27 protein-coding genes are annotated in these 24,200 nt (G+C 64.9%); 20 read left to right on the top strand and 7 right to left on the bottom strand.

Features of this window, described 5'->3' with window-relative positions:
* The first annotated feature begins 237 nt into the window (after window positions 1–237).
* The gene (gene hisC, locus HPY67_02470; protein ID NPV03577.1) at window positions 238–1,287 is read left to right on the top strand and encodes a histidinol-phosphate transaminase; all 1,050 of its coding nucleotides are present in this window, start codon (window positions 238–240) and stop codon (window positions 1,285–1,287) included.
* A 108-nt stretch (window positions 1,288–1,395) separates the two neighbouring features.
* On the opposite strand, the gene rdgC is transcribed toward hisC, so the two are convergent.
* Window positions 1,396–2,523, bottom strand: coding sequence for a recombination-associated protein RdgC (gene rdgC / locus HPY67_02465; protein NPV03576.1), 1,128 nt, complete (start codon window positions 2,521–2,523; stop codon window positions 1,396–1,398).
* A gap of 192 nt (window positions 2,524–2,715) precedes the next feature.
* On the opposite strand from rdgC, the gene HPY67_02460 reads away from it, so the two are divergent.
* The 12 genes from HPY67_02460 to HPY67_02405 all read left to right on the top strand — a co-directional run bounded on the left by HPY67_02460 (window position 2,716) and on the right by HPY67_02405 (window position 13,122).
* Window positions 2,716–3,594 carry an NAD(+) kinase gene (locus HPY67_02460; protein ID NPV03575.1) on the top strand — a complete coding sequence of 293 codons (879 nt, stop codon included), beginning with the start codon at window positions 2,716–2,718 and terminating at the stop codon, window positions 3,592–3,594.
* 1 nt (window position 3,595) lies between these two features.
* A complete protein-coding gene (gene recN / locus HPY67_02455; GenBank protein ID NPV03574.1) occupies window positions 3,596–5,281 on the top strand; it encodes a DNA repair protein RecN in 1,686 nt (561 codons plus the stop codon).
* A 21-nt stretch (window positions 5,282–5,302) separates the two neighbouring features.
* Complete coding sequence (locus HPY67_02450; GenBank protein NPV03573.1) at window positions 5,303–5,761, top strand: N-acetyltransferase; 459 nt, start codon at window positions 5,303–5,305, stop codon at window positions 5,759–5,761.
* A 244-nt stretch (window positions 5,762–6,005) separates the two neighbouring features.
* Entirely contained in the window at window positions 6,006–7,208 is a 1,203-nt protein-coding gene (locus tag HPY67_02445; protein NPV03572.1) for a transglycosylase, read from the top strand.
* Between the two features lie 228 nt (window positions 7,209–7,436).
* A complete protein-coding gene (locus HPY67_02440) occupies window positions 7,437–7,712 on the top strand; it encodes an HU family DNA-binding protein (GenBank protein ID NPV03571.1) in 276 nt (91 codons plus the stop codon).
* Between the two features lie 124 nt (window positions 7,713–7,836).
* Window positions 7,837–8,613 (top strand): CCA tRNA nucleotidyltransferase, encoded by a 777-nt coding sequence (locus HPY67_02435; protein NPV03570.1) that lies wholly within the window; start codon window positions 7,837–7,839, stop codon window positions 8,611–8,613.
* 126 nt (window positions 8,614–8,739) lie between these two features.
* Window positions 8,740–9,732 (top strand): tryptophan--tRNA ligase, encoded by a 993-nt coding sequence (trpS, locus tag HPY67_02430; protein NPV03569.1) that lies wholly within the window; start codon window positions 8,740–8,742, stop codon window positions 9,730–9,732.
* 5 nt (window positions 9,733–9,737) lie between these two features.
* Complete coding sequence (locus HPY67_02425) at window positions 9,738–10,472, top strand: segregation/condensation protein A (protein ID NPV03568.1); 735 nt, start codon at window positions 9,738–9,740, stop codon at window positions 10,470–10,472.
* The gene (gene scpB, locus HPY67_02420) at window positions 10,465–10,986 is read left to right on the top strand and encodes an SMC-Scp complex subunit ScpB (GenBank protein ID NPV03567.1); all 522 of its coding nucleotides are present in this window, start codon (window positions 10,465–10,467) and stop codon (window positions 10,984–10,986) included. Before HPY67_02425 ends, scpB begins: the two co-directional genes overlap by 8 nt.
* Before the next feature lie 4 nt (window positions 10,987–10,990).
* Entirely contained in the window at window positions 10,991–11,734 is a 744-nt protein-coding gene (locus HPY67_02415; GenBank protein ID NPV03566.1) for an rRNA pseudouridine synthase, read from the top strand.
* A 108-nt stretch (window positions 11,735–11,842) separates the two neighbouring features.
* A complete protein-coding gene (locus HPY67_02410) occupies window positions 11,843–12,160 on the top strand; it encodes an integration host factor subunit beta (protein ID NPV03565.1) in 318 nt (105 codons plus the stop codon).
* Window positions 12,161–12,219: 59 nt separating this feature from the next.
* A complete protein-coding gene (locus HPY67_02405) occupies window positions 12,220–13,122 on the top strand; it encodes a site-2 protease family protein (protein NPV03564.1) in 903 nt (300 codons plus the stop codon).
* Between the two features lie 343 nt (window positions 13,123–13,465).
* Here HPY67_02405 and radC read toward each other — a convergent pair whose 3' ends face one another.
* From radC to HPY67_02380, 5 genes are read right to left on the bottom strand one after another with little or no spacing between them, the layout of a single operon-like run.
* On the bottom strand, window positions 13,466–14,152 hold the full coding sequence (gene radC / locus HPY67_02400; GenBank protein ID NPV03563.1) for a DNA repair protein RadC: 687 nt from the start codon (window positions 14,150–14,152) through the stop codon (window positions 13,466–13,468).
* 10 nt (window positions 14,153–14,162) lie between these two features.
* Window positions 14,163–15,008 (bottom strand): metal ABC transporter permease, encoded by an 846-nt coding sequence (locus HPY67_02395; GenBank protein ID NPV03562.1) that lies wholly within the window; start codon window positions 15,006–15,008, stop codon window positions 14,163–14,165.
* Window positions 15,009–15,024: 16 nt separating this feature from the next.
* On the bottom strand, window positions 15,025–15,768 hold the full coding sequence (locus HPY67_02390; GenBank protein ID NPV03561.1) for an ABC transporter ATP-binding protein: 744 nt from the start codon (window positions 15,766–15,768) through the stop codon (window positions 15,025–15,027).
* A gap of 3 nt (window positions 15,769–15,771) precedes the next feature.
* Window positions 15,772–16,677 carry a zinc ABC transporter solute-binding protein gene (locus HPY67_02385; protein NPV03560.1) on the bottom strand — a complete coding sequence of 302 codons (906 nt, stop codon included), beginning with the start codon at window positions 16,675–16,677 and terminating at the stop codon, window positions 15,772–15,774.
* Complete coding sequence (locus tag HPY67_02380; GenBank protein ID NPV03559.1) at window positions 16,674–17,117, bottom strand: transcriptional repressor; 444 nt, start codon at window positions 17,115–17,117, stop codon at window positions 16,674–16,676. Before HPY67_02380 ends, HPY67_02385 begins: the two co-directional genes overlap by 4 nt.
* Before the next feature lie 122 nt (window positions 17,118–17,239).
* Here HPY67_02380 and HPY67_02375 point away from each other — a divergent pair, with 122 nt between their 5' ends.
* The 7 genes from HPY67_02375 (at window position 17,240) to HPY67_02345 (ending at window position 23,875) form a co-directional block, all read left to right on the top strand.
* Window positions 17,240–17,944, top strand: a complete 705-nt coding sequence (locus tag HPY67_02375; protein ID NPV03558.1) for a hypothetical protein — start codon at window positions 17,240–17,242, stop codon at window positions 17,942–17,944.
* Between the two features lie 39 nt (window positions 17,945–17,983).
* The gene (locus HPY67_02370) at window positions 17,984–18,454 is read left to right on the top strand and encodes a TlpA family protein disulfide reductase (GenBank protein ID NPV03557.1); all 471 of its coding nucleotides are present in this window, start codon (window positions 17,984–17,986) and stop codon (window positions 18,452–18,454) included.
* 92 nt (window positions 18,455–18,546) lie between these two features.
* Window positions 18,547–20,538 carry a ferrous iron transport protein B gene (gene feoB / locus HPY67_02365; protein NPV03556.1) on the top strand — a complete coding sequence of 664 codons (1,992 nt, stop codon included), beginning with the start codon at window positions 18,547–18,549 and terminating at the stop codon, window positions 20,536–20,538.
* 10 nt (window positions 20,539–20,548) lie between these two features.
* Window positions 20,549–21,280: a metal-dependent transcriptional regulator gene (locus HPY67_02360; GenBank protein NPV03555.1), complete on the top strand. Its 732-nt coding sequence runs from the start codon at window positions 20,549–20,551 to the stop codon at window positions 21,278–21,280.
* 13 nt (window positions 21,281–21,293) lie between these two features.
* Window positions 21,294–21,695, top strand: coding sequence for a transcriptional repressor (locus HPY67_02355; protein NPV03554.1), 402 nt, complete (start codon window positions 21,294–21,296; stop codon window positions 21,693–21,695).
* 27 nt (window positions 21,696–21,722) lie between these two features.
* Window positions 21,723–22,313: a hypothetical protein gene (locus HPY67_02350; GenBank protein ID NPV03553.1), complete on the top strand. Its 591-nt coding sequence runs from the start codon at window positions 21,723–21,725 to the stop codon at window positions 22,311–22,313.
* Window positions 22,314–22,675: 362 nt separating this feature from the next.
* Complete coding sequence (locus HPY67_02345; protein NPV03552.1) at window positions 22,676–23,875, top strand: aminopeptidase; 1,200 nt, start codon at window positions 22,676–22,678, stop codon at window positions 23,873–23,875.
* 85 nt (window positions 23,876–23,960) lie between these two features.
* Here the strand turns inward: HPY67_02345 and HPY67_02340 are convergent, their stop codons facing one another.
* The gene (locus HPY67_02340; protein NPV03551.1) at window positions 23,961–24,152 is read right to left on the bottom strand and encodes a ferredoxin; all 192 of its coding nucleotides are present in this window, start codon (window positions 24,150–24,152) and stop codon (window positions 23,961–23,963) included.
* Between the last annotated feature and the right edge of the window lie 48 nt (window positions 24,153–24,200).

Below are 24,200 nucleotides of genomic sequence, written 5' to 3'. Positions count from 1 at the left end.
ATTTTGGACCGCTCTAACGCTCGCTGCACTGCAGACGCAAAAACTCGTCCTTCGGGCTCAAACAGTTTGCGCTGCGGACGTGGAGTTTACCCCGAGCGCAGCGTGGGGGCCCCGAAGAGCGGTGAACCAAAACGCGTCTAACTTCGCAGCTCAGAATCCCGCTCATTTTCGCATGGTTCTTGAGTCGCCACAGGCAGCCATACAAGACACAGCAGAGATTATTCGACTGGAGTCAGCATGATCAACTTTCGGGAAAACGTGAAGAAGATGGCGGGCTATGTTCCGGGGGAGCAGCCCCCGCCGGGCTCGCGGGTCGTCAAGCTCAACACCAACGAAAACCCTTACCCGCCTTCCCCGGAGGTCATGAAGGTCCTGCACGGGTTCGAGGGGGAGTGGCTCAGGCGCTACCCGGACCCGATGGCCCTCATGGCCCGTGAGGCGGCGGCGGAGGTTTACGGGGTCCCCGCGGACTGGGTCATGGCGGCAAACGGCAGTGACGAGATGCTGGCCCTGCTCGCCCGTGCGTTCCTGGAAAAGGGCCGGAAGATCGCCTACCCCATGCCCACCTATTCACTCTATGTCACCCTGGCCGAGATGCAGGACGCCGCGACGGTGGAGGTACCCTACGACGAGGCGTACACGCTGCCCGTGGAGGGGCTGCTCGAGGTGCAGGCAGACCTCACCTTCGTCTGCACGCCCAACAACCCCTCGGCGACGGTGGCCCCGGTGCGGGACCTCGAGCGGCTTGCCGCCGGCCTCGACGGGGTGCTGGCGATCGACGAGGCCTACACGGATTTCGCCGACGAGAACGCGCTTGGTCTCGTGTCCCGACACCCGAATGTCATCGTGCTGCGTTCGCTGTCGAAAGGGTACTCACTGGCGGGTCTCCGGGTGGGCTTCGGCGTGGCGCAGCCCGGTCTTCTCGAGGGGCTCTTCAAGATCAAGGACAGCTACAACGTCGATGCCGTGGCGCTGAGGCTGGCCGCGGCCGCCCTCAGGGACCAGGCGTGGATGAGGGCCAACGCCCAGAGGATCAAGGTCTCCAGGGCCGGGCTGGCGGCGGCGCTCGAGAAGATGGGGTTCCGTATCTGGCCCTCGCAGGCCAATTTCATCTGGGCCAGGCCGCCGAGGGGCGATGCCCGTTATCTGTATCTGGAGTTGCGGGACCGGGGGATCCTGGTCCGCTACTGGGACCGCCCCGGTGTAGACGACAAGATCCGCATATCCGTGGGAACGGAGGAGGAGAACCAGGCCCTGCTCGCTGCCCTGAGGGAGTTGGTGCCGTGACCGCGGTCATTCGAACCGGGGCAGGCAACGGGCCGGGAGAAAGACGCAGGCGGCAAGGCAAAGGGGAATCCTCTTTACGTGATGGTCCAATTGTCCGGCCCCTGATGCTTATGCCTTGAGCCAAGCCCTGATGCGCGGGATCTCCTCGGAGGCCCACTGGGGCGAGAGACGCCGGCCCAGGAAGAAGGCGAACAGCTCGTCCATGGTCGCCAGGGCCGTCTCCACGAGATAGATCCGCTCGAGAATCCCGCCATCCTTCTCCTCGCCCTCCTCGTCGAGGCCGCCCGCCTGGGGGAGTCTCATGGACTGGAACTGGAACCGGTCGGCCTTCAGGGTGAACTCCCAGCGATCGCCGTCCCTCTCGAGCCGCAGGCGGGCCTCCCGCACCTTCTTGCCCTCGCGGATCGCCGCCTTGCCCTCCCGCAGGTCCGCGTGCAGTCCCTGGCAGGCCACCGTTTCCGCGTACTCCCCCTCGCCGGACTCCAGAACGACCCGTTTCTCGAAGCTGAGTCCCACCTCCGCCCGTCCGGGGATCGAGATCGTCCCGTTGCGCTCCTCGGACTTGAACCAGAGCCAGGTCATGAACTCGCGGGCCAGGAACGAGGGGTCCGTTTTCTCGCCGGATCCCTTCGCGGGCTCGAGGAACGAGCCTCCCTGGAGGGACGCGACGGCGGCGGCCGTTTTCCGGTCCAGCTGCTCCGCATCCCAAGGCAGCCAGGGGGCGAATCTCGCGTTGAAGGAGATCTTGAAGAGGTCCTCGAAGGTCTCGAACACCTTGTCCGCATGGGACCCCACGAGGAGCCAGCCCCCGGCCGGGTGCCACAGCACGTCGTAGAGCGACGGGACCGGGTAGGTCCTCGTCAGCAGTTGCAGGTAGACGCGCTCCTTGATCTCCTTGGCCTGCTCGCGGAAGATCCTCTTCTTGCCGCTGTCCTTGAGGGCCTTGCGTTCCTCCTCGAGACACTTGATCCGGAGCAGCGCGGGCGGGATCGACTTCCTGTCGACGCGCAGCGCGAAGTAGAAGTAGTCTCCCGCACTGTACCGCGCCCCCTCGAAGCGGGTGTCGAGGGGGTTCTCCAGGCAGGTCCATCCGAAGGCCTGCTCCTCGGCCGATGCCGTGAGTTCCTGGAATGCGTATTTCTTGATCTGGCGGTCGAAGAAGGGCCGGAAGTCCTCCGGCAATTCCCCCTTGACACGGTATCTCGAAAAGGTCAGCGATCCTTTCAGCAGCCCCATGATGACTCCTCCTGTAAAGGCTGGCACGGTAGCGCATGAGAGGCGGCCTTGTCAATGCTCTTTCTCTGCGGCAAGCCTCCGGCCGGAGGCGCGTCCCGCGCGTCCCGGGCCCGTGCGACCAGCCAGCTCCATGATGGACAGTGGACTCGAATTGTGTTACGTATCAGCCGAAATTTTGAGGGGTTCTGCGGGATGGGCATCAGGGCGATCGGGGTTGTCGGCAACGCGAACAAGGACCACGTGCTGGAGAGCATCGCGAGGCTCTCGGACTGGGCCCGGGGCAAAGGTCTCGAGATCCTCCTGGAAAGGGAGGCGGCCGCCCGGCTCGGCGTGCGGGGCTACCACGGCGGCGAGCTGGGCAGCCGGGCCGACCTCGTCGTCACGATGGGGGGAGACGGCACGCTCCTTCAGGCGGCACGGCTGATGCGGAAATCGAGCGTCCCGATCCTCGGCGTCAATATGGGAACCTTCGGGTACCTCACCGTCATCAATCTCAACGAGATGTTCGACGCCCTCGAGGCGGTGCTGGCGGGGGAATTCCGGACGGAGAGCCGCATGATGCTCGACGTCGCGGTCCACGACGAGCAGGGTGAGAGCTTCGAGTGTACCGTGCTGAACGACGCGGTCATCAACCGCGGCAACTATTCGCGGATGGTGGACCTGGAGACGCACGTCGACGGCCAGTACCTCACGAGCTACAGGGCGGACGGGCTCATCGTCTCGACCCCGACGGGGTCCACGGCCTACTCGCTCTCGGCCGGGGGGCCCATCGTGCTGCCCGTTCTGAACACGATCATCCTCAACCCCATCTGCCCCCACACGCTGACCAACCGGCCCGTGATCCTGCCTGACACGGCGGTGCTGAAGATCATGCTCTGGACCCGCGAGGCGGGGGCCATCCTGAGCTGCGACGGACAGGTGACCTATAACCTCAAGACCGGCGATGCCATCACCGTGCGGAAGTCGGACTTCGTGACGAACCTGGTTGTGTCGCCCCGAAGGGACTACCTCCAGATCCTGCGGTCGAAACTCGGCTGGGGCGGCTCCCCCTCATCGACGAACCGGACCTGACATGCTGAAGGAACTGGGCATCACCAATTTCGCCATCATCGACCGGCTCAACCTCGCCTTCCACGAGGGCCTCAACGTCGTCTCGGGAGAGACGGGGGCGGGCAAGTCGATCCTCGTCGGCGCCATCGGCCTGCTGCTCGGGGACCGGGCCTCGACGGACCTGATCCGCTCCGAGGAGGACGCCGCCGTCGTCGAGGCGGTCTTCGACATCGGGGCGAACCGGGATCTCCGGGCGAAGCTCCAGGGGATGGGGTTTCACCCCGGCAGGGAGATCGTCGTCAAGCGGGTGGTGTCCCGCTCGGGGAAGAACCGGGTCTACGTCGACGGCAATCTCGCCACCGTGGCCATGCTCGGCGAGATCAGCGAGGCGCTCGTCAACATCTGCAGCCAGCACGAGCACCAGGTCCTGCTCAACCCGGAGAGCCACATCGACATCCTCGACGAGTACGGCAACCTCGGGGCCGAACGGGGCCGGTTTTCCGCCCTGTACGAGGAGTACCGGAAACTCCAGGCGAAGCGGGACGACCTCGCGGCAAAGAACCGAAACCGCGCCGAGCGGGAGGAGTTCCTCCGCTTCCAGATCGGCGAGATCGAGCGGGCGGCGCTCAAGCCCGGGGAGGATGCCTCGCTGCAGGAGGAGAAGAAAATCCTGGCCAACGCCGCGAAGCTCGCGGAGCTGGCCCGCGATTCATGGGAGGCGCTCTACGGCCGGGAGGACTCGGTGCTCGCGGTGCTTGCCCGAGTGACGGGCCATATCCGGGACATCCGGCGCATCGACCCGGGTTTTGCGGTTGCCGACGACGAGTTGAAATCCCTGGCCATCCAGCTTGAGGACGCGGCACGGGCGCTGCGCGACTACCTGGGCAGGATCCCCTCCGATCCCGCGCGCCTCGACGAGATCGACGACCGGCTCGAGCTGATCGGAAGGCTGAAGAAGAAACACGGCGGCTCCATCGAGAGCGTGCTGAAGACAGGGCAGGCCCTGAAGACGGAGCTGCAGGCGCTCTCCAGTGCCGCCGAGGACATCGAGGCGCTGGATGCCGAACTGGCGAAGCGCAGGGCCCTGCTCAGGGACCTGGCCGGGAAACTGTCCGGGGAGAGGCGGCGCGTGGCCGCATCCCTGGAAAAGGCCATCGAGGAGGAACTGCACGCGCTGAAGATGGAGAAGGCCCGCTTTTCCGTCCTGTTCCAGGAGCCGGTGCCGGACGAGGAGGGCCTTGCAACGCTGGGCCCGAAGGGGATCGACCAGCCCGAGTTCCAGCTCTCGGCCAACGTGGGCGAGCCGCTCAAGCCTCTCAACCGGGTGGCCTCCGGGGGCGAGCTGTCGCGGATCGTGCTGGCCATGAAGAAGGTCCTGTCGGGGGTCGGCTCCGTCGGAACCGTGATCTTCGACGAGGTGGACAGCGGGATCGGCGGAGCCACGGCGGAAATCGTCGGGCGCAAGCTCCGCGATATCTCGCGGCACCACCAGGTCATCTGCATCACGCACCTGCCGCAGATCGCGTCCTTCGGCCGGACGCACTACCGGGTCACGAAACGGGTGACAGACGGGAGGACGAAGACGGATGTCCGGCAGCTCTCCGAGGACGAGCGCCTCGAGGAGATCACGCGGATGCTTGGGGGCGTGGAGATCACGGACAAGACCCGCGCCGCGGCGAGGGAAATGCTGAGGGCGGCGAAAAAATAGAACAGGGCCGGGGACGAAACGATGCTCAGGAAAGCGAAGACCAGCGACGTCAAGTTGATCCACCGGATCATCAACCTCTCGGCGGCCAAGGGCGAGATGCTGCCCCGCTCGCTCGTCGACCTCTACAACAGCCTGCGCGACTTCTACGTGTACATGGACGAGGAGGACGGGCCGATCGTGGGGGTCGTCGCCATGCACCTGTTCTGGGAGAACCTTGCGGAGATCCGTTCACTCTACGTCGTCGACGAGTACCGCAAGAGGGGGATCGGCAAGAAACTGGTGGAGGCCTGCATCTCCGAGGCGATCACGCTGGAGATCTACCGGATCTTCGCGCTCACCTACCAGAAGGAATTCTTCGCGCGGATGGGGTTTCACGAGGTCCAGCGCACGGAGCTGCCCGAGAAGATCTGGTCGGACTGCTTCAAGTGCTGGAAGTACCCTGACTTCTGCGACGAGTATGCGATGATCATCGAGCTGTAGTCGAGGCTGATGAAAAAGGCTCATCTGCGGCGTTGCCCTCCTTCCTCGTCGCTCAACGTACGACCCAAGTACGCCTCGGCTCCTCGGAATGTCGGGCGCCTTGCATCTAAACCTTTTTGATCAGCCTGCGGGGAAAGACGGCTTCGAGACTGCTTGCCTTCTTTTTCTGATCCGGACGTTTTTATGATGTCTTGAGGGTCCGATAATCATCATGCGGAAAATTATTTTCATTTTGCTTATCGCGATGCTGATCGGCGGCTGCGCGCTCTTCCGCCAGCCCCCCGCCGTCGCGCCGCCCCCGGCAATCCCGCCCAAGGAGGTCCCGCCTCTTGCAGCCGTCGCGGCGAGCGATCTGCCGCGGTTCGAGGACGATCTGGACCGGGCATCCCTGGCGCGGGCCGTCCGGAAGAGCCTCGAGTACTACGCCCGCGTCCCGGAGCGCACGACCTACCGGATGGGGGACAGGCGCGTCACCGCGCGCGACATGAAGACATCCCTCGAGGCGTTCCTGGCGATCGTCGAGAGCGGCGCATCCCCGGCCGACGTCGACAGGCGCGTGCGGGAGACATTCGACGTCTACAGGGCGGCGGGCAGCGGACCGGCCGGCAGGGTCCTGTTCACCGGCTACTACGAGCCGGTCCTGGAAGGCTCACTCGTCAGGACGGAGCGGTACCGCTACCCCATCTACCGCAAGCCCGACGACGCGGTCGTCGTGCACCTGGGGAGATTCCGCGAACGGTACAAGAACGAGCGGCTGGTCGGTAGGCTCGAGAAGGGGGAACTCGTGCCCTACTGGAGCCGCGAGGAGATCGACGGGGCCGGGGCGCTCGAGAACCGGGGTCTCGAGATCGCTTGGTTTGCGGACCCCGTGGACCTCTTCTTCCTCCACGTCCAGGGATCGGGGATGGTCCGGCTGCCCGACGGATCGAGCTTCCAGGTGAGCTACGCCCAGTCCAACGGGAGGGCCTACCGGAGCATCGGGAAGCTGCTGATCGATTCGGGCCGGATTACGAGGGAGGAGCTCTCCATGCAGGGCATCAAGCGGTATCTCCGGGAGAGGCCCGAGGAGATCCGGGAGATCCTGAACCACAACGAGAGCTACGTGTTCTTCCGGATCGTCGAGGAAGGCCCGGTGGGCAGCATCGGGGTCACGCTCACCGGCGGCCGCTCCGTGGCAACGGACGCGGCGCTGTTCCCGAGAGGTGCGCTGGCCTTCGTGAAGAGCCGGAAGCCCGTGATCGGACCGGGCGGCGAGATCCAGTCCTGGGTCCCGTTCTCGCGCTTCGTCCTCAACCAGGACACGGGGGGCGCCATCACGGGGGCGGGCCGGGTGGACCTGTTCTTCGGCAGGGGCCCCGAGGCGGAGATCGCGGCGGGCCATCTCAAGGAGGAAGGGGAGCTGTACTTCCTCGTCCTGAAAGACGAAGGAAAGTCGAAGGCCCCTTGAGCCGCCGGGCCGGGAAATTCTCTTGCCTGCCTTCTCACATTTGTGCTAGAGACAAATTGCTTTCCCGCGTCAGACCCCGGAGCAGACCCGCTTCGAACAAGCCTAACCCAAACACCGCGTATTCCGGAAACCGCATCCGTCGTTGCAGCACCCGGCAGGACAGGGAGAGGCCATGAGCCGCGGTTCATGGCGTCGGTTGGACTCATCGCGCAGAAAAGGGGGTTCGTGATGACCAAGCAGGAGATGATCGAGCGGATGGCAAAGGAGGCGATGGTCTCGAAAGCGGCAGCCGGAAGGGCCCTGGAGGCGTACCTCAATGCCGTGGGTGAAGAGCTCAGAAAGACGGGCAGGCTCAGCCTCACCGGCTTCGGGACCTTCAACTGCGTGCAGCGCAGGGCCAGAACGGGGAGGAACCCCAAAACGGGCGGCGTCGTGCAGATCCCGGCGCGCAAAGTCGTCCGGTTCAAGGCCGGCAAGGGGCTGACGGACGTCGTCAACGTCTGAGGGGCGGCCCGAAACGATCCAAGGACCTCCGCCGTCGGGCGACGGGAGGTCTTTTTTTGACGCCCCGGGAGGGGCGGACGGACATCGCGGCATGCAGAGTCTTGCGGAGACGATTGAAGCCCGGATGGCACCTGCGCTGAGGGACATCCTCCACGGGGCGGGGAGCCTTGCCGAAGACATGGGGTTCGGCGCCTACGCCGTGGGGGGCACGGTGCGGGACCTGCTCCTGGGGCGTGACAATGTCGACCTGGACATCGTCGTCGAGGGGGAGGGGATCCGGTTCGCCAGGAGGCTCGCAGGCCGCCTGCGCGCGCGGGTGAAATGCTATGAGCGGTTCGGGACGGCCACGATCACCATGCCCAACGGCGTCAAGGTGGATGTCGCCACGGCCCGCACGGAGATCTACGACGCGCCCGCGGCGCTTCCCCGCGTGACGCCGGGAACGATCCGGGATGACCTTGCACGCCGTGATTTCACGATCAACGCGATGGCCGCGTCTCTCGCACCGGCGGGGTTCGGCCGCCTGCTCGACGAGTTCGGCGGGCTGCGCGACATCGGCGAGGGCAACATCCGCGTCCTGCACGGGCGGAGCTTCATCGACGACCCGACGAGGATCTTCCGGGCCGTCCGGTTCGAGGTCAGGCTGGGCTTCCGGGTCGTAGCGGCCGACGAGGCACGGATCGGCGAGGCCCTGTCGCTGGGCCTCCTCGCGGTCCTGGAAGAGTACCGGATCGCAGCCGAGCTGAGGCTGATCCTCCAGGAGGCCGATTGTGCGAGGGTGCTGCAGCGGCTGGCGCAGCTCGGCGTCCTCGATGCCCTCGAGAGCCTGCGGCAGGAGCGCCGCTCCCTCGACAGGCCGCTGTCGAGGATCCGACAGATTCTCGCAGCGGCCCGGCGCTGAGGAAAAACCTTGTGTTTTTTCTTGAACTTGGCCTTGCTTGCCGTTGACAGGGGCAGGCATTTCTGTTATACGACCGGGGCGCCCGGGTCCATCCCCGGGCGATTTCCGATGCGTGGAAGAAGGGACATGGCAACGAAACGAAGAATCCTCAGCGGGATCCGGCCGACGGGCAGGCTGCACCTCGGCAACTACCTCGGCGCCCTGAAGAACTGGGTGGACCTGCAGAACGACGGCGGCTACGACTGCTTCTACTTCATCGCCGACTGGCACGCCCTGACGTCGGACTACAACCGGACCGAGGAGATCCGCCAGAACCGGATCGACATCGTCGTCGACTGGCTTGCCGCCGGACTCGACCCGAGAGAGAGCACCCTCTTTGTCCAGTCCGCCGTCAAGGAGCACGCGGAGCTCTTCGTCCTGCTGTGCATGATCACCCCGCTGCCGTGGCTCGAGCGCAACCCCACCTACAAGGAGATGAAACAGGAGCTCGTCGACCGGGACCTCTCCACCTTCGGCTTCCTGGGATACCCGGTCCTCCAGGCGGCGGACATCATCATGTACAAGGCCTACGGCGTGCCGGTGGGCGTCGACCAGCTGCCGCACGTCGAGCTGACACGCGAGATCGCCCGCCGCTTCAACTTCCTCTACCGGGAGATCTTCCCGATCCCCGAACCGCTCCTGACGGAGGTGCCGAAGCTCCTGGGCATCGACGGCCGGAAGATGAGCAAGTCCTACGACAACGCGATCTATCTGAGCGACCGCGGGGAGGAGCTGCGCAAGAAGGTCGAATCCATGTTCACCGACCCGCAACGCCAGCGAAAGAGCGACCCCGGCCGCCCGGAGGTCTGCAACGTCTTCGCCTTCCACAACATCTACTCGACGGCCGCAGACGTCGCCGAGATCGACCGGGACTGCCGCAAGGCGGCCATCGGCTGCGTGCAGTGCAAGAAGCGGCTGGCCCAGCGCCTTGCCGACGGCCTCAAGCCGATTCATGACAAACAGGACTACTATCGCTCTCACCTCCAGGAGGTGGACGACATCATCGCCGACGGGAACGAGCGGGCCCGGCAGGTGGCCCGGGCGACAATGGACGAGGTCCGGGACGCCGTCCGGGTCTGATCGCCATGAGCTACGAGGTCAAACTCGACATCTTTGAGGGGCCCCTTGATCTTCTGCTGTACCTGATCCGGAAGAACGAGATCGACATCTACAACATCCCCATGGCCCTCATCACGGAACAGTATCTCGAGCATCTCGAGATGATGAAGGCCCTCAATCTCGACCTGGCCGGAGAGTACCTGGTGCTGGCGGCGACCCTCATCCACATCAAGTCGAGGATGCTCCTGCCCGTCGAGGAGGGAGAGGGCGGGACGGAAGAGGACCAGCAGGACCCGCGGGCCGAGCTGGTGCGGCAGCTTCTCGAGTACCAGGCCTTCAAGGAGGCGGCCCTGAGCCTGAGCCAGCGAAGGGTGCTCGACCGTGACGTGTTCAAGCGCGTCCCTTCCGCCGACGAGATCCCCGACGAGCCGGAGGAGGCGATGATGGAGGTGAGCCTCTTCGAGCTCATCGAGGCCTTCAAGCAGGTCGTCGGGCGGATGGACAAGGAGGACCTCCTGGAGATCGACACGGAGCGGATCTCGCTGTCCGACCGGATCAACGAGATCCTCGAGGACCTCGAACGGGAGAAGAGCCTTTCCTTCACCGATCTGCTCAGGGCGAGCCGCACCCGCAAGAGCGTCATCTACACGCTGCTGGCCATCTTGGAGCTCATGAAGATGCGCGTGGTCAGGGCCTTCCAGTCCGATCCCTTCGGGCCGATCCGGATATTCCCCGCAGTGGAGGAATCAGCCGATGGATGACATGCGATCCGTTGTCGAGGCGCTGGTGTTCGCGTCGGACAGCCCCGTCTCGGTGGACCGTCTGAAAGACGTCCTGGGGGATGTGGATCGAAAGGCGATCGTGGAGATCCTGCAGGACATCGAGACGGAGTACCGGCAGCGCCGCGGGGGCCTGTGCCTCATGGAGGTGGCCGGGGGGTACCAGTTCAGGACCAAGGCGGAGTTCTCGCCCTGGATCCGGAAGCTCCGCGGGATCCGCCCCGTCGCCCTGTCGCCCGCGGCTATGGAGACCCTCTCCGTCGTCGCCTACCGGCAGCCTGTCACGCGGCAGGAGATCGAGAAGATCCGGGGTGTCGACGTGAGCGGCTCCCTCAAGGGACTGCTGGAGAAGAAGCTCGTCCGGATCGTGGGCCGCAAGAACGTCCCCGGCAAGCCCATCATGTACGGCACGACGAAACGGTTCCTGGAGGTCTTCGACCTGAAGGACCTTTCCGAGCTTCCCACGCTGCGTGAGATCACGGAGATGGAGGAGTAGCCCCATGGAGGAGCGTCTCCAGAAGATCATCGCCGCGGCGGGCATCTGCTCGAGACGGGCGGCCGAGGAACTCATCCTTGCGGGGAAGGTCCAGGTGAACGACCGCGTTGTGCGGCAGCTCGGGGCCAAGGCCGACCCCGGGCGCGACGAGATCCGCGTCGACGGGCGCCTGATCTCGACCGAGGTGGAGCGCGTCTACCTGATGCTCAACAAGCCTGCCGGGTACGTGACGACGCTGAAGGACCCCGAGGGCCGGCCGATCGTCACCGACCTGCTCCGCGATGTCCCCGAGCGCGTCTACCCCGTAGGGAGGCTGGATTACGACTCCGAGGGCCTCCTGCTGCTGACCAACGACGGCCGGTTCGCCGAGCGCATCCAGCACCCACGGTATGCCATCCCGCGCACCTACCTGGTCAAGGTGCGCGGACGGGTCACCCGGAAGGATATCCAGGCGCTCACAAGCGGAATCGAGCTGGAGGACGGTCTTTTCACGGTCGACGGGATCCAGGAGGAGAAGTTCAACGAGAAGAGCCAGTGGCTCCGCATCACCATTTCGGAGGGGCGAAACCGGATCATCCGGCGGGCCATGGAGGCCTTGGGCCATCCCGTGGCGCGGCTGATCCGCATCGCCATCGGCAGCCTGGAACTGGGCAGCCTCAAGCCGGGCGAGTACCGGCGGCTGCGCAGGCGGGACGTGGAGGGTCTCCTGAGGCCCCGGCCGAAAAAAAAACGAGAAAAATGTTCTTGACATTCCGGGATGACCGAAACTAATATTCAATGAAAACGCGCAATTAATCCCTTTTTACGATGCATCGGCAAGCCCTTGGGGCTTATTCCGCTTTTTAAGGGGGGGACCATGAACAAGTCGGGGTTGATCGAGGAGCTGGCAAGAAGGGAGAACCTGACGGAGAAGAAGGCCACCGACGTGGTCAATCTCATTTTCAAGGGGTTCACGGAAGAACTCAAGAATAACGGGAGGATCGAGATCCGCGGGCTCGGGAGCTTCGTCGTGCGCAACTACCAGTCCTACACGGGGCGCAACCCCAAGACGGGCATGAACATCACCGTTTCCCCGAAACGGCTCCCCTTTTTCAAGGTTGGCAAGGAGCTTCGGGACATGGTCAACCTCGACGACGGGGGCGCAAGCAAAAAGGACAGCGGCATCGCGGAGTGACTTCGCTGCTTTGAGACGAAACCTATTGGAATGTGAGGAAAACAGGGGATCATGATCCGATGATCCCTTTTTTGTTTATGGGCCTGAAATCCAGCCTTCGCCGAATCCTTTCGAGCCCCGGGTTCAACCATCCCCTCGTCCCGGCCGGGCTGTTTGCCGTGACCATCCTGACGACCCTGCTGGCCGGTGCCCTGCAGGCCGGCGTGAACCCCATCGAGAGACCCTCGGAGCTCTGGAAGGGGATCCCCTTTTCCTTTACGCTGCTGCTCATCCTGGGCTGCCACGAGTTGGGCCACTGGGCGGCGTCCCGGCGGCACGGCGTGGATGTCAGCCTTCCCTACTTCATCCCGGGGCCCACCCTCGTCGGGACCTTCGGGGCCTTCATCGCCATGAAATCGCCCGTCTCGGACCGCAACGCCCTCATCGACATCGGGGCGGCGGGGCCTCTGGCGGGCCTTGCCGTGACGATCCCCGTACTGTTCGTGGGGCTGGCCCTTTCCCAGATCGTGCCGGCGGCGCAGACCGAAGGGGCCGGCATCCACCTGGGCGAGTGTGCCCTGTTCACGGCGATCAACTGGGTCGTCAACGGCACGATCGGCCCCGACAAGGACGTGATCCTGCACCCCATGGCCTTTGCGGGCTGGATCGGCCTGCTCGTCACCTCCCTCAATCTCATCCCCGTGGGCCAGCTCGACGGCGGCCACATCGTCTACGCGATCTTCGGGGCCCGCCAGCGCGAAGTGGCCTGGACGGTGGTGGGGATGCTGCTCGTCCTGGGCATTGTGGGCTGGGAGGGGTGGCTCATCTGGGGCGGGATCCTGCTTGCCCTGGGCGTGCGCCACCCACCGGTCATCTACCACTGGGGGGAACTCGACAACCGGCGTCTCGCCGTGGGGTACCTGGCCATGCTGTGCTTTGCGCTGACGTTTACGCCGATCCCTTTTACGAGTATCAACATTTAGGCTGATAAAAAGGCTCATCCGACGCGTTGACCTCGTCCTTCGTCGTTCACGTACACCAACCGCACGCTCTCTTCTCTTCTGGACGTCGGGCGCCTTGCATCCGGACTTTTTGACCAGCCATTGGGATGCATCACCTGCGCTTGGGCGGAATTCTGGATGGCGAAGTATGGCGCGTTTTGGAGAACCGCTCTTCGCGAAGTGGAACGTCTGCAGCGCAAACTGTCTGAGCCCGCAGGGCGAGTTTTTGCGCCTGCAGTGCAGCGAGCGTTAGAGCGGTCCAAAACCGTCATTTCGCAGGAAGAATTCCGCTCGAGCGCTCGTGTTCGAATCTCGAGACTGTTTCTTACAGGATGCCTTCCTCGCGGAAGCTGAAGAAGCGGTTGGCGCCCACGATGAGATGATCGTGCAGCGCGATGTCCATGACGCGGGCCGCGTCCTGGAGAACCCGGGTAAGGCGGATGTCCGCATCGGAGGGCCGCACGTGGCCCGAGGGGTGATTGTGCACGAGGATGATGGCCGAGGCCTTGTGCGCGAGGGCCTTTTCGAGGACCTTCCGCGGGTAGACGACGGCCTGGTTCACGATTCCCTCCTGGACGGTCTCGACCTCGATGATGCGGTTGCGCGCGTCGAGGCAGATGACGGCGAAATGCTCGTCCTTCAGGCCGCCCATCGAGGCGAGGCAGTAATCAATCAGCTCCTTCGTCGAGGAGATCTGCTCGCGCTCCTCGGCCCGCTGCCGAAGGGATCGTGAGGCGACCTCGCGGACGATGCCGAACAGGACGGCCGTGTGGCGGCCGATGCCGGGGATCGCCTGCAGGGCCTCGCAGTCGGCGTCGAGTACGCCCCGGAGGGACCCGAAGCGTTTCAGGAGTTCCTTCGCCAGGGGCTTCACATCCTTGCGCGGCAGGGCATAAAAGAGCAGCAGCTCCAAGGCCTCGTAGTCGTGCAGGCCGTCGATCCCCGCCCGCTCGAAACGGGCCTTGAGCCTGTCGCGGTGGCCGAGGTGGCCGGGTTGGTCCGCGGCGATCATGAATCCCCCCTCAACCGTTCGAGCTGAAAAGCCGCGGCACCGCGATCGAAAGCAGGTAAACGGCCCCGGCGATGACGATGATGGTCGGCCCGGAGGGCCAGTTGGGGCCGTAACTCACCGCGAGACCGGCGGTTGTGAAAAAGACGGTCAGGACCGCCGAGAGCACCATCATGTGCCACAGCCTCTTCGTGAACTCACCGGCCACGGCTGCAGGCAGGGTGATCAGGGCGATGACCATGATGATTCCCACGACGGTGACGAGCAGCACGACCGTCAGGGCCGTGAGGCACAGCAGCAGGAGATAGAACCACTCGACCCGGACCCCCCTCAGGCGGGCGAACTCCTCGTCGAAGCAGATCGCGAGAAACTGGTTGTAGAAGACCGCCCCGATGGTCACGACGGCGAGGTCGAGACCGGCGATCAGCCAGAGGTCACGGTCGGAGACCATGAGGATGCTCCCGAAGAGATAGCTCATGAGGTCTTCGTTGTAGCCGGGCGTCCGGGATATGAAGAGGATCCCGACGGCCATGCCGATGGCCCAGAGGGCGCCGATCACGGTGTCTTCTCGCTGCCGTGCCTTCAGGGTGACCACCCCGATCGCCACCGCGGAGAGCAGGGCGGCCAGGACGGCGCCGTAGAGCGGGTGGAACCAATCCCAGCCGTGAACCACCTGGAAATAGCGGGCGGCCCCCAGGCCCCCCAGCACGGTGTGCGAGATGCTTCCCGCGATGGTGCTGATCTTCTTCGTGACGACGTAGCTTCCGATGACCCCGCAGGCGACGCCGGCAAGCACCCCGGCGAGCAGGGCGTGCTGGAGGAACGGGTAGCGTGTCAGGTCCGTCAGGAATTCGGCCATGGCCTTCCTCTCCCCCTCAGCCCTCCCGGTGATGATGCCTGACCATGCAGACGTCGGACAGGTAGAGGTCGCGGATCACCTCGCCCGTCACGTCCGCGGTCGGGTGCACCATGACCCTGCGGTTGACGCATACCACGCTCTGGACATAATGCGAGACGAATCCCAGGTCGTGGCTGACCACGACCACGGCAATCGCCTTGCTCATGTCGTGGAGCAATTCGAAAAGCTCCGTTTCAACCGCCAGATCGACATTCGCCGTCGGTTCATCCAGGAGCAGCATCTCCGGCTCGCAGGCGAGGGCCCGGGCGATGAGCACCCGCTGGCGCTGCCCGCCGGAGAGGGCCGTGAACGGCCGATCCGAGAGATCCTCCATCTCGAGTTTCCGCAACGAATCGAGCGCGACGGCCCGGTCCTGCCTGCTGTAGGGTCCCCACCCCGCTCCCTTGCCCATCCGGCCCATGAGGACGACGTCGAGAACGCTGACGGGAAACTGCGGGTCGAGCTGGGCATGCTGGGGCATGTAGCCGACGCGGGTGCGGGCCCGGACGGGACTCGTCCCGAGGACCTCGATGCTTCCCCGCGTCGGTTTGAGAAGTCCGAGCATCAGCTTCAGCAGGGTGGTCTTCCCGCCGCCGTTGGGGCCGACGATAGAGATGAAGGAGCGCTCGGGGATCGTGAAACTCACGTCGTCCAGGACCGGGACACCGTCATAGGAGAAGGAGACATGGCTGAGGGTGACAACGTCTTTCGGGGACATCATGCATCACCGGAGGCCCTGCCCGACGGCGGAGGCCACGGATTCGAGATTGGCAAGGTATTCCTTCGCGAGGGGATTGACCGGCACCACGGCGCCCCCGATCGCCTTCGCCACCGCCTCGGCCGACTTGCGGGAAAACTGCGGCTGCACGAAGATCACCCGCACCCGGTCCCGTTTCGCCCGGTCGATCAGTCGTGCGAGCTGCCGCGCTCCCGGCTCCTTGCCCTCGATCTCCACGGGGACCTGGATCAGCCCGTAGGCGTCGGCGAAGTAACCGAAGGCGGGGTGAAACACATACATCTTCCGCCCCCTGACCGGTGCAAGCGAACGGGCGATGTCGGCATCCACGCGGTCCAGGTCCCTCAGGAAGGACTGCAGGTTCCTCGCGTAATGCTCCCGGGACGCTGCGTCGATGCGGGCGAGGGCCTCGAAGATGTTCCGGGCCTGGATTTTCACGAGTCTCGGGGACATCCAGATGTGGGGATCCGGCGCCCCGGCACCGTGTTCCTCGTGCCCGCCTGTCCCCTCGTGCCGGTGCGCGTCGTGATCGTGCCTCTCGAGGGCCCTGCGGGGGACGCCTTTCTGCGTCTCGACCAGGACCGGGCCGGAACCGTCGGGACGCAGTTTCTGGACGAGGTGCCGCTCAAAAGGGATTCCGATCAGAAACCAGGCTCTCGCCTCGTGCAGCCGGGCCATCTGCTGCGGTGAGGGCTCGTAGGCGTGAGGCGACTGCCCCTTGCCGACGAGAACCTCGACGTGAACCCGGTCCCCTCCGATCCGCTCGAGAAAATAAGCCTGGGGAAGGATGCTGACAAAGACGGTGAGGCGCGCGTTCTCGGCCAGTACCTGCGAGGGCGAGCCGGGCAGGGCGAAGGCAGCCAGGGCTGCGAGCACGATCAGGACGGCCTTCATGGATCCCCTCTCCGAACGGTTCTTAGGCACTTGCGGCACAGCCCCGTGACATGAACGGCGACGCTCTCGACGACCGCGTCGGACGGTCTCAGCCCCTGGAGCCACTTGCGGTGGGCTTCCACGGCGGGCAGGCAGGCAAGGCTCCGGCAGGCGCGACAGTAGAAATGGGGGTGCGCCGGGTTATGCAGGCAGGCCATCTCGTAGAAGCTGACGCCGTGGTCCGTCGCGATTTCCCGGATGATGCGTTCGGCCTTCAGTGAGGACAGGGTCCGGTAGACCGTGACCTTGTTGATCCGGCTTCCGCCGCCGAGCCGGTCCAGGATGTCCTTCGCGCTCAGCGGGGTGTCCGCGTGCACCAGGGCCCTCAGGACGGCCATGCGCTGGGGCGTCTTCGAGAGGCCGGCACGATCGAGCGTGGTGCGGATGTCGCAGTGTTCCATGGCGTGTCGACTATACGATAGATGCAACTCGTTTGCAAACAGTTTTCCGCGGCGCCTTCGTCCCGCGCTTGCGCGGGCCGTCGAATTGGGTTATGGGTGGTCAGGCGCAAAGCGGGGGGATCATGATCGAGGCGATCACGGGCGATTTCGAACACTATCTCGGCCAGTCTGCCGTGCTGGCGTATGCGGCGGCGTACCTGGCCGGCGTACTCGTCAGCTTTACGCCGTGTGTCTATCCCGTCGTCCCGGTCACGGCCGCCGTGATCGGTGCCCACGGGCGGGTGTCGTGGCGGCGGGGGTTTGCCCTTTCGCTGAGCTTCGTTCTCGGCCTCGCGGTGACGTACACGGCGCTCGGGATGGCGGCGGCGATGACGGGAAAGATCTTCGGCGCGGCCCAGTCGAGCCCCCTGATGCTTGGCGCAATCGGCATCCTCTTCCTGCTCATGGGCCTTGCCATGCTGGGGGTCGTTCCCCTCTCCCTGGAACGCTTCGCGCCCCGGAGCCCGGCCGGAGCGGGCCGCAAGGGGATCACCCGGAGCTTCGTCATCGGTCTGACCTCGGGGTTCCTCCTCGGCCCATGCGCCGCCCCGGTCCTGATCGGCATCCTCGGCGTCGTGGCTGCGGGGCAGAGCGTCCTGTTCGGGGGGGCGCTGCTCTTCGTCTTTTCGCTCGGCGTGGGGACCCTGCTTCTGCTGGTGGGCACGTTTGCGGGAATCCTGATCAGCCTACCCAGGTCGGGCGCGTGGATGGTTGCCGTGCAAAAAGGATCCGGCATCGTGATGCTTGCCGCCGGGGCGTATTTTCTGTACAGTGCCGTGAGCGTCTGATCGAGAGGCCTGAACCCGATGCATACGAAGCGCTTGTTTATGATGATCGCCTGCCTGGCTGTGGCGGCCTGCTCGCCCGGCGCAGATGCGCCGAAGATCCCGCCGCCGCCGATCGCCGTCGATGCCCCGGCGCCCGATTTCCGTCTCAGGGACCTCCAGGGCAAGGAAATCCGGCTTGCGGACTTGAGGGGCCGCCCGGTCCTGCTCGTCTTCGGCGCGACGTGGTGCCGCTACTGCATAGAGGAGATCCCCCGGATCAGGGACATTCACGCCCGGGGAAGGGCTGTAAACCTGGAGGTGCTCAACATCTTCGTCAACGACAGCGAGAATAAGGTCGGAGAGTTTGCTGCCCGGCACGCCCTGCCGTTCACGGTCCTGACGGACCCGGACGGGAAGGTGGCCCAGCTCTACCAGGTCCGGGGCGTCCCGATGCTCGTCCTGCTCGACCGTCAGGGCAACATTCTCTGCATCCAGTGCAGGAATCTCGAAAACCTTCTCAAGCGTCTCTGAGGGGCCCGGTCCCGGCCATCCCGCCATACCCGACAGAATTCCTTGCTTTTTTCCAAGAATACCATTATGGTGCGAATGAGAATCATTCGCACATGGAACAGTCGGCAGCAAGCACGGTTCGAACGAAATCTTTGTCGCCGGGTGACATCCCCTCGGAGCGGCGGCTCGTTCTGGTCGGCAACCCGAATGTCGGCAAGAGCAAGATCTTCTCCCTGCTCACCGGGGAATACGTCGTCGTGTCCAATTACCCGGGCACCACGGTGGAGGTCAGGTCGGGAAAGGCCGCGGACCTGGACTATTACGTGGTGGACACGCCCGGGATCGCCGGCGTCGTGCCGCACAGCGACGAGGAACGCGTCACCCTCAAGACCCTCCTCTCGGAGGGGCTCGAGGCGGTCCTCCAGGTCGGCGATGCGCAGAACCTTCGGCGGACGCTGCTGCTCACGATGGCCCTGATCGAGGCGGATGTGCCTCTCGTCCTCGCCCTCAATCTCGCCGACGAGGCGGAAAAGAAGGGCTACGTCATCGATGCGGCCCGGCTCTCCAAGGGTCTCGGAATCCCCGTGGTGCAGACCGTCGCGATCCGGGGAAAGGGCAGGGAGGAGTTGCTGGACGCCCTGCGCAGACCCGCGAAGTCCCCGCTGCGGATCATCTACGATGCCCGCGTGGAGGAGGCCGTGACGGGTATCGCGGGCCTCCTGCCGCACTATCCCGTTTCCCGGAGGGCCGTCGCGCTGACCCTGCTTTCGGGGGACCCGTCGCTCGTGGACGCGCTGCTGGGGGATCAGGCCGGTGAGAGCCGGGCGATCAAGAACCTCATCGTGCAGACGCAGTCCCGTGTTCTCGAGCCTCTGTCGAGGGTCATCCTGGAGACCCGGATGGCAATCGTGGAGCGGCTGATCCGCGAGTGCGTGACGCTTCGCCGGGGCAGGGGGTTCCGGACGAGGTTCGCCGACCGCCTCGACCGCTTTACAACCCACCCGGTCGGCGGCGCTCTGCTGCTGCTCGGGATTCTCTACGGGATATACGAGTTCGTGGGTGTGTTTGCGGCCGGGACCGTCGTGGATTTCTTCCAGAACGTTGTATTCGGCGAATGGCTGCTGCCGCCCGTTGTGGGAGCGATCTCCCACGTCCCCTACGCCGCCGTGCGGGACTTTCTGGTGGGGCCCTACGGACAGATCACCATGGGCATCACCTACTCGCTTGCCATCGTGTTCCCGACGGTGACGGCCTTCTACCTCGTGTTCTCCATCCTCGAGGACACGGGTTACCTCCCGCGCCTCGAGGTGATGATCAACCGGCTCTTTTCCCTGATCGGCCTCAACGGCAAGGCGGTCATCCCGATCGTCCTGGGGTTCGGGTGCGGGACCATGGCGGCCGTCGTGACCCGGATCCTCGAGACACGGCGGGAGCGGATCATCGCGACACTGATCCTCGCCCTCGGGATCCCCTGCGCGCCGCAGATGGGGCTGATCCTCGGGATGTTCGCCCGGATCGGGTTTTTCGCCCTCGTCCTGTTCGTCGTGCTGCTGTCTGTCCAGCTCATGGCAGCCGGGTGGCTCGCCTCGAGGCTGCTGCCCGGTCAGACAACGGCCTTCGTCGCGGAGCTTCCCCCCTACAGGCTCCCTGCGCCGGGCGATGTGCTGGGCAAGACGGTCTACCGTTCCTACTGGTTCGTGCGGGAGGTGATCCCCTGGTTCCTCCTGGGGACGGCACTGCTCTTCGTCGCCGACCGGGTGGGAGCGCTGGAGGCGCTGAAGCGCCTTCTGGACCCCGTCGTCGTCGGGCTTCTCAGCCTCCCGGCGGAGACGACCGAGGGCTTCATCCTCGGCTTTCTGCGGAGGGAGTACGTGGCGGCCTACTTCTTCGACATCTACGGGCGGGGCCTCATGGACAACCTGCAGGCCTTTGTGGCCACCATGGTCATGACGCTCTTCGTGCCCTGCGTCGCCAACACCTTCGTGATCATCAAGGAGAGGGGATTCCTGACCGGTTCGGGCATCATCCTCTTCGTGTTCATCTACGCCATTGTCGCGGGCGGCGTCCTGAACTCCGTGCTGCGGCTGCTGCACGTGACGTTCTGAGGGGTGAGACATGGAAGAATCCTGCAAACCCTGCACGGGTGAGGATCTGGAAGAGATCCTCGAAGAGGTCTGGACAGCCTTGGAGCAGCGAAACGAGACGCCCGCGGCGGGTGCGCGCGTCACGGCCGCGGGCATCTCGGATGAGCAGCGCGAACGGCTCGTTTCAGAGGGGCTGGCCCTGCACAGCGACAGGGATCTCGTCCTGACCGAGGAGGGGTTTCTCAAGGCGCGGGACGTCATCCGCAGCCATCGCCTCGCGGAGCGGCTCCTGCACGATGTGCTCAACCTCAACAGCGAGGAGATGGAGCGGTCGGCCTGCCGCTTCGAGCACATGCTGGGCAATGATGCCGCGGATTCGGTCTGCATCCTGCTGGGACACCCGCGGAGCTGCCCGCACGGCAGACCCATCCCTCCCGGCGACTGCTGCGTGGCCGGGGAGACGATGCTGAGGCCGCTGGTGGTGCCGCTGACGGAACTCGACACCGGCGAGACGGCGACCGTGGCCTATATCGGAACGCGGGACAACGCCCGGCTGTCCTACCTGACCTCGCTGGGCGTCATGACGGGCCGGCCCCTGGAACTCGTGCAGCGGCGGCCGTCGTACATCGTGAAGATCGACGAGAGCACCGTGGCCTTCGACGATGCCATCGCCCGGGAGATCTTCGTGAGGCCCGTCCACCGGAAGAAACGCGAAGCCCGGGGCTGGAGGCGGCGCTTCCGGTGGCGGGACGGGCGAAGCTGAGGGGGAAAGAAGAATGGAGCGAGCATGGAAATCCCTGCGGATGACGCCGCGCCGGGAAATCATCCTGGAGATCCTCCGGGAGCACGGCCACCTGGATGCCTACGAGCTCCTGGAACGTGCACGCCGCCGGGACCCGCGGATCAGCCTGGCGACGGTGTACCGGGCCCTGGCCTACTTCCGCGAGCGGAACGTGATCCTGGGCCGGAGCTTCGGCGAGGGGCACTCCCATTTCGAGGTGCACGATGCCGAGACGGGGGCCCATGCCCATTTCATCTGCACGCGGTGCGGGACGGTGCGCGAGGTGCAGGGAACGTTCATCCGGGACCTGGAGGCCTTTGCGAAGCGCGAGAAATTCAGGGTGACGCGGGCGCATCTGGACCTCTTCGGGCTTTGCGAAGACTGTGCCTCGCGATGACCGCCCGGGACAGAAAGGAGATGGACCATGGCTGCGGCCGGACGATTCGAGCGGAGGGAGTGTCGATATTTCCTGAAACCGGGGAAGGGAAACACGGCGGATGTTCTCGAGGCGGCAGCCGCCCGGGCCGATGAACTGGGAATCGCAAGCGTGATCGTCCCGAGCGTGAGCGGCAGGACGGCGCTCGCAGCAAGAAAGGCCTTCGGCGGCGGGGTCCGGGTCATCGCCGTCACCCACGTGGCGGGCTTCGAGAAGCCCGACCGCCAGGACATGACGGCTGCGGCCCGAGGGCGGCTCGAGAAGGCGGGGATCGCCGTTTTCACCGGGCAGCACGCCTTCGGGGGGGTCGGGAGGGCGGTCCGGAACAAGCTGGGCACCTACCAGGTCGACGAGATCATGGCCTACACCCTGCGGACGTTCGGGCAGGGCACGAAGGTGGCTGTCGAGGTCGCTCTCATGGCGGCCGATGCAGGGCTCGTCCGGACCGGTGAGGACGTGATCGCGCTGGGCGGGACGTACGAGGGGGTCGACACGGCCCTTGTCCTCCGGCCTGCCAACAGCGCCCGCTTCTTCGACCTGAAGGTCCGGGAGGTGATCTGCAAGCCGAGGGACTTCTGACCGGGACAGGGAGCCGGGAAGATCTGAAGCGGAGAAGTTCGGATAAAGGGGACGCATGCAGCGTGCTGCCGGCTGCACAAGGTGTTTAAACGTCTGAACTTCCCGAAACCCGTGATGAGAAACTGAAACACCGCTGGAACGGGTCATTGCGAGCCCCCGCAGGGTGCGCGGCAATCTCATGGACATGGCGGGATCGCCACGCTGCCCCCCGCGCTGCGCTCGGGGCTTCGGCTCACCGCGATGACGTGAGTCATCGCTGGAATCGGGAACTTCGCAATTTTCTCGTCCATGATGGCGTAATCGATTGCATGGGATGACCATGATCAACAGGGAGTGACGAAAGAAAAGAAAGGAGTAAGGGAATGCTGTCGGAAACCCTGCTGCAGCGGTATGCCGAGGTTCTCCTCTGGGGCCTGAACACGGCCAGGAAGAGGAAATACCGGAAGGGCGAGATCGTGAGGGTGGTCTTCGACTTCCCCGCCGTACGCCTGGCGGAGATCCTCCAGGCGCGGTTGATCGAAAGGGGGCTCCACCCCGTGCTGCGGGCGGGGCTGACACCGGTGATGGAGAAGAATTTCTACAGCCTTTCGGACTCGCGGCAGATCACCTTCCTTGCCCCCGGCGACCGTGAACTCTGCGAACATCTCCACGGCAGCATCTACCTCTACGCCCCGGTGTCTCTCACCCACCTGAGGGACGTGGACCCCAAGAAAATCGCCGCTGCCACCGTCGCGCGCAAGGCGTTGAAGGATATCCTGGACCGCAGGGACAGCGAGGGGAGTTTCGGCTGGACCCTGTGCATGCTGCCGACCGCCGAGCTGGCGCGGCAGGCGAAACTCACGGAGGCGCTCTACGAGCGGCAGATCGTCAAGGCCTGCTACCTCGACAGCGCCGACCCGGTGGCGAAGTGGGAAGCCATCTACCGCGAGGTGGGCGAGATCAAGAAATGGCTCAACGCGATGCGGGTCGCCTTCTACCACGTCGAGGGGAGCAGCGTGGATTTGAGGGTCTCGCCCGGCCGCGACCGCAGGTGGGTGGGCATTTCGGGGCACAACGTCCCGAGCTTCGAGGTCTTCCTGTCGCCGGACTGGCGCGGGACCGAGGGGCGGTACGTCGCCAACATGCCGTCATTCCGGAGCGGCAATTACGTCTCCGGCGTCGTTCTCGAATTCCGCAAGGGGATCGGGTCCGTCGTCCGGGCCGACGAGGGGGAGGCCTTCGCCCGAAGACAGATCGCCATGGACAAGGGGGCGAGCCGGATCGGGGAGTTCTCGCTGACGGACCGCCGCTTCTCCCGGATCGACCGGTTCATGGCCAACACGCTCTATGACGAGAACTTCGGGGGCAAATACGGCAACTGCCACATCGCCTTCGGTTCGTCCTACGCCGACACCTACGCCGGGGACGCGGCGGCGCTTACGGCTGCGATGAAGCGGAAGCTGGGCTTCAACGACTCGGCCCTCCACTGGGACCTCGTCAACACGGAGCCCAAGACCGTGACGGCGCACTTGGTCACGGGAAAGAGGGTGATCGTCTACGACAACGGGGTGTTCACGTACTGAAGGGCGCAAGGCGAAAGGCAAAAGGCGAAGGGCTCAAGGCCGGGGAGAGCCTTTTTCCATTATGCTTGAGCCTTCAGGCTGGTCTTCAGTCCTCGATGTCGATGGCCTCGACGGGACAGGATTCGGCGGCCTCGCGGCAGGCATCCTCGAACTCGGCGGGGATGTCCTCGTCGAAGCGGCAGACGGCGATTTCATCCTGCATTTCAAAGACGTCGGGGCAGATATCGACGCAGCTTTCGCATCCGATGCAGAGATCCTCGTTGACGGCGGCTTTCATGTCCCCTCCTTTTGCGGGTTGCCGATTGACGCCGTGACGGTCACCGTC

Source organism: Syntrophaceae bacterium (genome assembly GCA_013177795.1).
Classification (GTDB): Bacteria; Desulfobacterota; Syntrophia; order Syntrophales; family UBA2192; genus UBA2192.
This window is presented reverse-complemented; position numbering and strand designations above follow the sequence as displayed.